This is a genomic window from Eudoraea algarum (genome assembly GCF_050589645.1).
Lineage (GTDB): Bacteria > Bacteroidota > Bacteroidia > Flavobacteriales > Flavobacteriaceae > JBNGOQ01.
Genome location: NZ_JBNGOQ010000001.1, coordinates 481129 through 489454, shown reverse-complemented (window position 1 = coordinate 489454; position 8326 = coordinate 481129). Strand labels below are relative to the sequence as shown.

The 8326-nt window shown below is 45.6% G+C and carries 9 protein-coding genes and 1 tRNA gene; 4 read left to right on the top strand and 6 right to left on the bottom strand.

What is annotated here, in order from left to right; genetic code table 11:
* Window positions 1-94: 94 nt before the first annotated feature.
* Window positions 95-166: transfer RNA gene (locus ACRD67_RS02225), tRNA-Arg, on the bottom strand.
* Between the two features lie 277 nt (window positions 167-443).
* Here ACRD67_RS02225 and ACRD67_RS02220 point away from each other — a divergent pair.
* Complete coding sequence (locus ACRD67_RS02220) at window positions 444-1340, top strand: helix-turn-helix domain-containing protein (protein ID WP_430965401.1); 897 nt, start codon at window positions 444-446, stop codon at window positions 1338-1340.
* A 70-nt stretch (window positions 1341-1410) separates the two neighbouring features.
* Entirely contained in the window at window positions 1411-1911 is a 501-nt protein-coding gene (locus ACRD67_RS02215) for an SRPBCC family protein (RefSeq protein WP_430965400.1), read from the top strand.
* A gap of 112 nt (window positions 1912-2023) precedes the next feature.
* On the opposite strand, the gene ACRD67_RS02210 is transcribed toward ACRD67_RS02215, so the two are convergent.
* The gene (locus ACRD67_RS02210; protein WP_430965399.1) at window positions 2024-2806 is read right to left on the bottom strand and encodes a sterol desaturase family protein; all 783 of its coding nucleotides are present in this window, start codon (window positions 2804-2806) and stop codon (window positions 2024-2026) included.
* A 112-nt stretch (window positions 2807-2918) separates the two neighbouring features.
* On the opposite strand from ACRD67_RS02210, the gene ACRD67_RS02205 reads away from it, so the two are divergent.
* A complete protein-coding gene (locus ACRD67_RS02205; RefSeq protein WP_430965398.1) occupies window positions 2919-3536 on the top strand; it encodes a TetR/AcrR family transcriptional regulator in 618 nt (205 codons plus the stop codon).
* Window positions 3537-3559: 23 nt separating this feature from the next.
* Here the strand turns inward: ACRD67_RS02205 and ACRD67_RS02200 are convergent, their stop codons facing one another.
* Both ACRD67_RS02200 and ACRD67_RS02195 read right to left on the bottom strand, forming a co-directional pair.
* On the bottom strand, window positions 3560-4537 hold the full coding sequence (locus ACRD67_RS02200) for a M20/M25/M40 family metallo-hydrolase (RefSeq protein ID WP_430965397.1): 978 nt from the start codon (window positions 4535-4537) through the stop codon (window positions 3560-3562).
* Between the two features lie 125 nt (window positions 4538-4662).
* Window positions 4663-5178 carry a flavodoxin domain-containing protein gene (locus ACRD67_RS02195; RefSeq protein ID WP_430965396.1) on the bottom strand — a complete coding sequence of 172 codons (516 nt, stop codon included), beginning with the start codon at window positions 5176-5178 and terminating at the stop codon, window positions 4663-4665.
* Window positions 5179-5539: 361 nt separating this feature from the next.
* Between ACRD67_RS02195 and ACRD67_RS02190 the strand changes: the two genes are divergently transcribed.
* Complete coding sequence (locus tag ACRD67_RS02190) at window positions 5540-5896, top strand: hypothetical protein (protein WP_430965395.1); 357 nt, start codon at window positions 5540-5542, stop codon at window positions 5894-5896.
* An 81-nt stretch (window positions 5897-5977) separates the two neighbouring features.
* On the opposite strand, the gene ACRD67_RS02185 is transcribed toward ACRD67_RS02190, so the two are convergent.
* Window positions 5978-7351, bottom strand: coding sequence for an MBL fold metallo-hydrolase RNA specificity domain-containing protein (locus tag ACRD67_RS02185; RefSeq protein WP_430965394.1), 1374 nt, complete (start codon window positions 7349-7351; stop codon window positions 5978-5980).
* A 9-nt stretch (window positions 7352-7360) separates the two neighbouring features.
* Window positions 7361-8200: an ATP cone domain-containing protein gene (locus ACRD67_RS02180; RefSeq protein WP_430965393.1), complete on the bottom strand. Its 840-nt coding sequence runs from the start codon at window positions 8198-8200 to the stop codon at window positions 7361-7363.
* Window positions 8201-8326: the final 126 nt, after the last annotated feature.

Genomic DNA, 8326 nt, shown 5'->3' with positions numbered 1-8326 from the left:
GCTCCACAGCGCTGCGCGCTGTTGCCACGCCTACTTCGTAGCCCCGGCAAGAATCGAACTTGCATCTAAAGTTTAGGAAACCTGCCTGCCGTAGTAGCCCTACCAGGACTCGAACCTGGATCTAAAGTTTAGGAAACTTTTGTTCTATCCCTTGAACTATAGGGCTTTACTGAATCGGCACGCAGGCAGGCTTCTGTTCTATCCATTGAACTACGGGGCCCAACTTTTGGAACTGCGAATTTATGAATACTTTTTGATAAGTTTTTCCCCTAGCCGCGGATATTTTTTCGGTTTTCGCCCTATTCTTCACTTTTTTTGGCTCGTTCCCGGTTTTTAGGAAGCGAAACACCCTCAAATCACCCCTTTTTGGGCATAATCAATACTTGAAATTGGCATCTTTCTCCGTAATTTGGACGGGCACCCCGGCCAAAAAGCGGTTTCACATGAAAGTATTGCCATTGTCCGAGCTTACACGCAACCGAAAAAAAATACCGGTCTACACAGACCATGTCCTTGCCACGCTAAGCACTTCAGGTCCATTTCATTGCGAAACGCACTACACCGGTCTGGGCATCATATCCCTGTTGAACGGAAAAGGACATTTCAACATCAACGACCATCAAATAGCACTAAATACAAGTAGTTTTTTGATAGTGAACAGAGGCAGTAAACTGTCCTTTAAACTTTCCCCTAACAGCAGGCTGGTCATCCTAGGGTTCAACCCCAAGCTTTCCGATCTCGTTTCCCAGACCATGTTCTCTCAAAATAAAAAGAGGCTCCCCGATAAAATCAACATTCATGATTACGCCCTCCTAGAGCATATCCACATCATGAATTCCACATTGAAAAACCACTTGGAAATTTTAATCGCCCTTAGTAGCAGTTGTGCTTCCTTTCATGCCTTAAAGACCGATATGGTTGTCCGATCCATATTGGATCAGTTGATCCATGAGAACTACGATGCAATTTCATATTCCTCGAATCTCTCTGTTGTCAAAAAGAACACGCAAATACATCTCTACAAAAAGCTGTCCGTAACAAAACGCTGGATGGAGCACAACTATGGGGAACCGATCAGTATTGACCATTTAGCCGATATCGCCATGCTGAACAACTATCATTTTCTTCGCCTTTTTAAACAAGCCTTTGGCATTACGCCCCATCAATTTTTAATAAAAACGCGACTTAAAAACGCTGAACTGCTATTAAAAAATAGTACGCTGAGCATTTCGGAAATATGTCATCGCGTAGGTTTTGAAAGTGTCTCCTCTTTCAGCACCCTTTTTAAAAGGCGTTTCTCCAAAAGTCCGACCGAATATCGCCGGTTCACTGAAAACTAAATTCTCAATTTTCGATAAATCAAAGTCGTTCATTCCCAATAGCTTTGTTAGGTACTAAAATAGAAACGTTATGGACAAAAATCAGTGGAGCGCCTTTAAACTACGTGTCAATATCAATTCGGATATCCAAACTGCCTATCGCGCTATTGCTACGGCCGAGGGTTTGGAGTCCTGGTTTTTGAGAAAAGCCTTGTTCAAAGATCCGAAGGGAAAATCAAAAGAGCCAAGCAGCCTTTTGGCCGCCAGGGACACCTACGAATGGTATTGGCACGGTTATCCAGACAGTGTTGTTGAAAAAGGAACGATCCTCAAAGCCAATGGGCAAGATGTTTTTGCCTTCACATTTTCTCTGAAGTGTCCTGTCACCATTACCCTTTACAAGGATGTTGGTACACTTATAGTAGAACTGCTGGAAAACGACCTTCCCACGGATGAAACTTCAATGATGAATCATTTTGTAGGGGATTCCAGAGGCTGGATCTTTTACCTGACCAACTTGAAATCCGTCTTGGAAGGGGGGTTGGATCTAAGGAATAAAGACCCAAAACTGACCAATGTGATTACGGCTTAAGCAGCAATGTAAGTCCCATGGGGAAAGGCCCAATCAACCCATACCAGCGTATAATTAAGTGTCCCGCAAAAAAGATTTTTGCGGGACACTAATTTTTTGGTTCAGAAAGTGCTTAGACCTCTTCCTTGGGTTTGGATACGTCCTTAAAGCGTAACATTTCCAAAATCCTACTGGACGCACCGAGATAGTATCCCGTTTCGTGCTCATAGGTTTTCGGGTTTTTAAAGGTCCCGAACACGATATCTATCAAGGGCAAATCGGAATAATTGTACGCGTGTATGCCCTTTGCGTGATGTATGGTATGGCTCTCCGGGCGCTGAATAATATACCCCAACCACCTGGGCGTATTAATATTGGCATGCTGAAAGATTCCCATAAAGGTCAATGTCAATATAATAATGGTAATGGCCTGTGGTGCCAAGCCCATGAGTAGGGCAAAGGTAATGGAGCCTACCAGGGACAGTCCTATCATATCGTTTAGACTAAAGATGAAGGCGCTGGGCACATCCAATCTTTCCGCACTATGGTGCATTTGGTGCGATACCCTAAAGAGAAAATCGGATTTGTGCATACTGATATGCCAACCGTACTGCACCAGTTGAAACAGGACCACGCCCAAAACCACCTGTGCAAAGATGTTTAAGGAACTGAGATCTACCAGCTGATAGGAGGCAAAAAAGTCGTCCCACACTAGGGGGATATAGGTGGTTAGCAGCACATAGGCCACAAAAAAGGCCACGCCCCTAAGTATCCAGAACTTTATTTTGGGCAGTTTGCGGGCCGGGAAGAGTGCTTCCCAGAGCATGAGCCCTCCAAATAGGGCATAGACGAATAAAGAGATGGGGTCTAAAAGTATCTCCATGGGAGATGGTAATTGCGAAAAGAAATTTTCCATAATCAATTGTTTTAAAAGCTAATAATTTTTTATTTATACAGACTAGATGGTACAAATATAAAAATATTTTTTACTATACCAACTAGTCGGTTAAATTTTTTATCTTTGGAGTATGGGAAGAGATGGCACACCAACACGCAATAAAATCCTGGCCCAGTCCCGGGCCCTGGTATTGCAAAACGGATTTTCCGGGACCAGCATCGACTTAATTTTGGAACGGACCGGTATCACCAAAGGGGCATTTTTTTATCATTTTAAGACCAAAAACGTCCTGGCCCAGGCCCTGATCGAAGAATTTGCCAAGGAGGATATCGACACTTTGGAATCGGCCCTGGAACAAACGGAACACCTCAAGACCGATCCCAAAGAGCGATTGCTGCAGTTTGTACAATTGTTTATCGATATGATGACAGGGCTCACGGAGCCCTACCCCGGTTGCCTGTACGCCTCCTATACTTATGAGCCCAATCAATTTGATCCGAAGGTCATGGAACCCATTTCCAGCGCCATTCTGCAATGGAGGACCACCTTGGTGCGCTTGCTCTCCGAGGTACGCCAGGAATACGATATGCAACAAGAGGTGGATATTTCGTCCTTGGCCGATCTCTTTACGGTCATCTTCGAAGGGGCCTATGTAGTATCCAAAGCACTGAACGAACCCGACCTGGTGGCCCAGCAGCTACGTCAGCTGTCCAATTACTACGAGCTTCTCTTTGTGCCAAAGCAATAGCCAAGACAAGGCCCAACTTCCCCCTATTCGTGAACAAATAGTTGCGGATCGGTCACCGTGATGCCGTTTGGCCGTTCCAAAAAATAATCCGCTATGCGTTTGTATAATCGTAAATGCGCTTCCACGCCCTCCCAGTTCCAATGCTCGTTGATCTCGTCCTCCGGACTATGGATTCTTCCAAATGGAATGGGTTCGGCCTGCCCGCCCCCTATCAACTGGGCACCCGTCCATAAAGTAAAAGCGGGGATCCCCTTTGCCAGAAAGGAAGCGGTATCAAAATTCGTGTTCATCCCATCTATCCAATCGGGCGGATTATAGACCCATCCTAGGGTCGCGGCGACGGATTGGATCTCATCCAAGAAATCGACCCCCTGGCGCGGCATAACAAAATAGTCCGCCCTGGGCCCCGAGATATTAAAGCCATCAATATTTATGCACAAGGTAATTTCATCCCGGGGGAAAACCGGGTTTTCAACATAAAAGCGACTTCCATGAGTACCTATTTCCTCTGCGGCCGTTGCGATAAAGACCAGGTGCTGTCGTGGCCCTTCCTCTTCCATAAACTGCCGTGCCAATTCGATCAAAGCGGCCACGCCAACGGCATTGTCCCGGGCTCCGTTATAAATACCATCTTCCTCCCCGCCCGATTCTGAAGTGCCCAAGGCGTCATAGTGGGCGGTAAACACCATGGAACGATCGGTAGGTTGGGCGGCCGGGATAATCCCAATAACGTTGGCTTCCTTTTCGGTGTAGTCCGGAACATGGAACCACTGGTAATAGGATCCATCGGCCTGTGGTTGCAAGCCTATTTGCCTGAACTGTTCCGCAATGTATGCCGCGGCAAGCTTAATTTCCGCACTCCCGGTGCCCCGCCCTTTTAAGGCGTCCGATGCCAGGTAGGCGGTATGGGCTTTAAAATCATCCAACCATTGGGCAAAGGAAAGCGATGGGATCAGGGCAAGTACGAGCAAGGGCAGGCATTTTTTAACAGCGTAGTGCATAGGGATTTGTTTAGAATTACCCTATAGACCCCTATTTCGCATTTTGGTTACATAGCCAGAAAGTATAGTAAAGATATGGCCCTGGCGTGGCATCTTTGAGGGAAATTTTTAAAAGGTAGCTGGAGCTAGGACGACATCTGACTGGCTTGCCATTGCTGTACCCATTTGAGGATCGGTGCGATACTGGTTTTGTCCACAAAATCGAATCCATGGAGCTCTTGTTTTCTGGCTTCCGGATCCCTATTGGCCATGGCACCTATTTTCAGCATCATACGGTCATACCAGCTGAGCTCTTTAGGCACTTGCCTTCCTCGAAGTGCAACATGGTGCATTTTCTTGATAAAGCTTTCGGGCAAACTCTTAGCGATCCACCCATCCAGTTTGGGCCCGGCAGGAGCCCCGGAAACCGAAAAGAGGCATATGGGTTTGCCGCCCAAGCCAGCCAAATGCCCTTTCACCCATTTGCGGATGCTGAGCCTGAAATACAATATGGGGCTACCCAAAATCAGAAAATCGTAGGACGCTGGATCGGCCTTGGCATCCTTAATATCGAACACGGGCAAGCCGGTCGCCTCACCGATCCAACGGGCGTACTGCGCTGTGCTGCCGTACTTACTCGAGAAAAAAATGGCCCCGGTCATGATTTACAGGTTTTAGTGATGCCAAAGAAACGCCCACAATACAGGGCGCATACCTAATGCGGACTTGTTCCTATAACCTAACAAAGGTAGCTGCTCCCCAAACTGGGTACAATGATTTTGGTCATCATATGGATATCCCTATTGGACAATCGCTCTAACTAATCTATCTTAGGCCCGTAATCACTATGCGAATAATCTCGGACGAAATATGATCAGGTGCGGATCCATTTTGATGTTACTAATAGTTCTTTACGCTTGTAGGCATCATGCTAAAGGCGAAAACGTAAGATCGGAACAATCAAAGCAAAAAGAATTGGTTCACAAGCAGAAATCCTACAAAAACGAAAACGGATGGATAATAATGTCCAAAATAAGTGTTCTGGATTTTTTGAAAGAGTTAAAGGCAGAGGATACTATGGACACGGAACTGAATGTTTTAACTACTATGGGGCAAAGCGGTGAAAATTGGATTACGGAGTCCGAACTTGAATTCCTTGTTTCCCAAATCGAATCCAAAGAAAAAGCAAAGTGTGTTACGCGGGTTATTTCCTCATTTATACCGGATTCCAAGAACATGACCATCGGAAATCATGCCATTTCGATAATAGAAGTCTATCGGAAAAAAGAGGCCTACCCAAATGAACTATACATTTGCAGTTCCTATGACGACCACAAAGTAGTGGAGCTAAAGGATTGGTGGAAAAGCAAAAAGAAATGAAACGGTAATAACCCCTAAATATGCCTTAAACCCTAACTTTGAAGATATCATTGTCTAAAATGAGCTTCATAGGTCCGAAAATCACACCTTTATTTCCAAAACCTGATGTAGTGCCGGAATATGTACGTTCCAACCAAATACCTCCTTGATCTTTTTGCCAAAGGCATCCAAAGCGGGGGGTTCCCCATGTACCAGAAAAACCGCTTCAGGAATGTTTTTTACGCCCCCCAACCAATGCAATAGTTCGGACTGGTCCGCATGGGCGGACAAGCTTTCCAGATGCACAATGTTCGCTTTTACCGGATGATGTTTACCAAATAGCTTCAATTCATGAGCCCCATCCAACAACTTCCTGCCCCTGGTACCTTCGGCCTGGTAACCGACCAACATAACGGTTGTGGAAGCATTATCTATCCATTGTTTCAAATAGGTCAGCACGCGTCCGCCAGTGACCATTCCGCTTCCTGCGATCACTATTTTAGGTCTTGGATCATCAATGGTCTCCCAGGTTTCCCTGTAGGAACTTACGATATTGACATGATTGCACATGGCATGGTATTCGTTCATGGGCAATTGGTGCCAGTGAGGGAAATGCTCAAAAACAGACAATACATTGTCTCCCATAGGGCTATCAATAAAGATGGGGATGTTGGGAATACGGTTTTTTTTGTACAACCGCCATAACAAATACATTAAGGATTGTAAACGTTCAACGGCGAACGAAGGTATAATCAGGTTGCCGCGTTCATGAACCGTTTTATGAACAAGTCCTATCACCGTCTCCTCAACCACTTCATCCGGGTGCAGCGTATTGCCGTACGTACTTTCAACGAACAAATAATCAGCCCATTCCGGTCGCTCCGGAGGGGCCAATAGCAAATCTTCCCTTCTCCCCACATCTCCTGAAAAAACAAATAGTTTTCCAAAGATTTCCAATTCGATAAAAGTGGCCCCCAAGATATGGCCGTTGTACCGGAATCGATATCGGATGTTCTCCGTTACGGCAACCCAAACGTCCTTATTTTGGGCCTTGAGGAATTTAAAGGTCTCCACAGCGTCTTCCCGCGTATAGAGAGGTAGTGCCGGATGGTGACGGCTGTACCCTTCCCTATTGGCCTTTTCCGCTTCCTCTTCATGGATCTTGGCACTGTCCTTTAAAATGATCCTGGTGATGGCCAAAGTAGGGGCCGTACCTATTATTTCCCCTCTGAACCCTTCTTTGACCAATCGGGGCAAATATCCGATATGGTCCAAGTGACCATGGGTCAATAGGACCAGGTCTATTTCCTCGACATTTATGGGCAAGGGGTTCCAGTTCATGTTCCGAAGGTCCTTCAAACCTTGGAACATCCCACAATCTACCAGTATGTTGAGCTCGGGAGTCTCCAAATAGAATTTGGAACCGGTTACGACTCCAGAAGCCCCTAAGAAATGGATTTTAATGGTTTTCATCATACGGCATTATTACCTACAGAGCAATCCTATCTCGCTGCGGATTTTTTCTTTTCGCATATCTGAAATTCCTAAATGGTCCAGGAAAAATTGATCTTTGATCAATTGCCTGCAGAGCACAACATCCCGAGCCAACAAAAACTGTTTTTCCCGGTTGGTGAGCAAAGTGGATACCGTAATCGGGTATAATCCAAGTCGATCTATTCGATCCTTTAACCCATTGTCCTTGGGATAGTCCCAGCTTAGCAAATACAGTCCGGCACAATTGCCATATGCAATGGCATCCTTTGTAAATCGGGTATTGGTAACTACCCAGCCAACATTCAAGATATTGTTTCTACCCTTTTTGTTGTTCCAATGGGTCTTTACATCTACATAGCGGGATTTAATATACAGCGGTACCTTTACGTTACAATTGCGCCCTTCCTCCCCGTGGAATTTACACTCCACAATGGTTATCTCCCCATTTTTTTCCGCGACCACATCTATTTCATGGGTTACGCAGATACCCTGCATGACAGTACCCACTTTTGTGCTGTACCCTGAATGGTCCAATATGGCCGCTACAAACCGCTCGAATGGAAAACCTGTTGGACCGAGTTCATAAATCGCCTTTTTCAATTTATACTTGGAAGCAAAAATCGATTTCTTCCGCTTTAACATGGCAAAGGCCCGATTGTGGATTTCCCTTGTGGAAATGCCCTGATATAGTTCATCGCGAACACTGTCGAGTATCTGGTTGATCAATTTTTCGTCCGCCCCACTGTGTTTTAGGGAATTGCGCAGCTTGTTCAGGGAGAAGCTTGCCTTTTCCCCTGAGGTCTTGGTCACCTTAAAATCCTGTTTTTCCATAGTCGCCTATAAAATGTTATGTGGACGAATGCTCCATTTAGGTCACCGAATAAGGATTTATCCTATTTCGGACATCCCCTTTTCACCTATATCCCAGTCCCATTTTCCAAATCCCCTTTCTACATG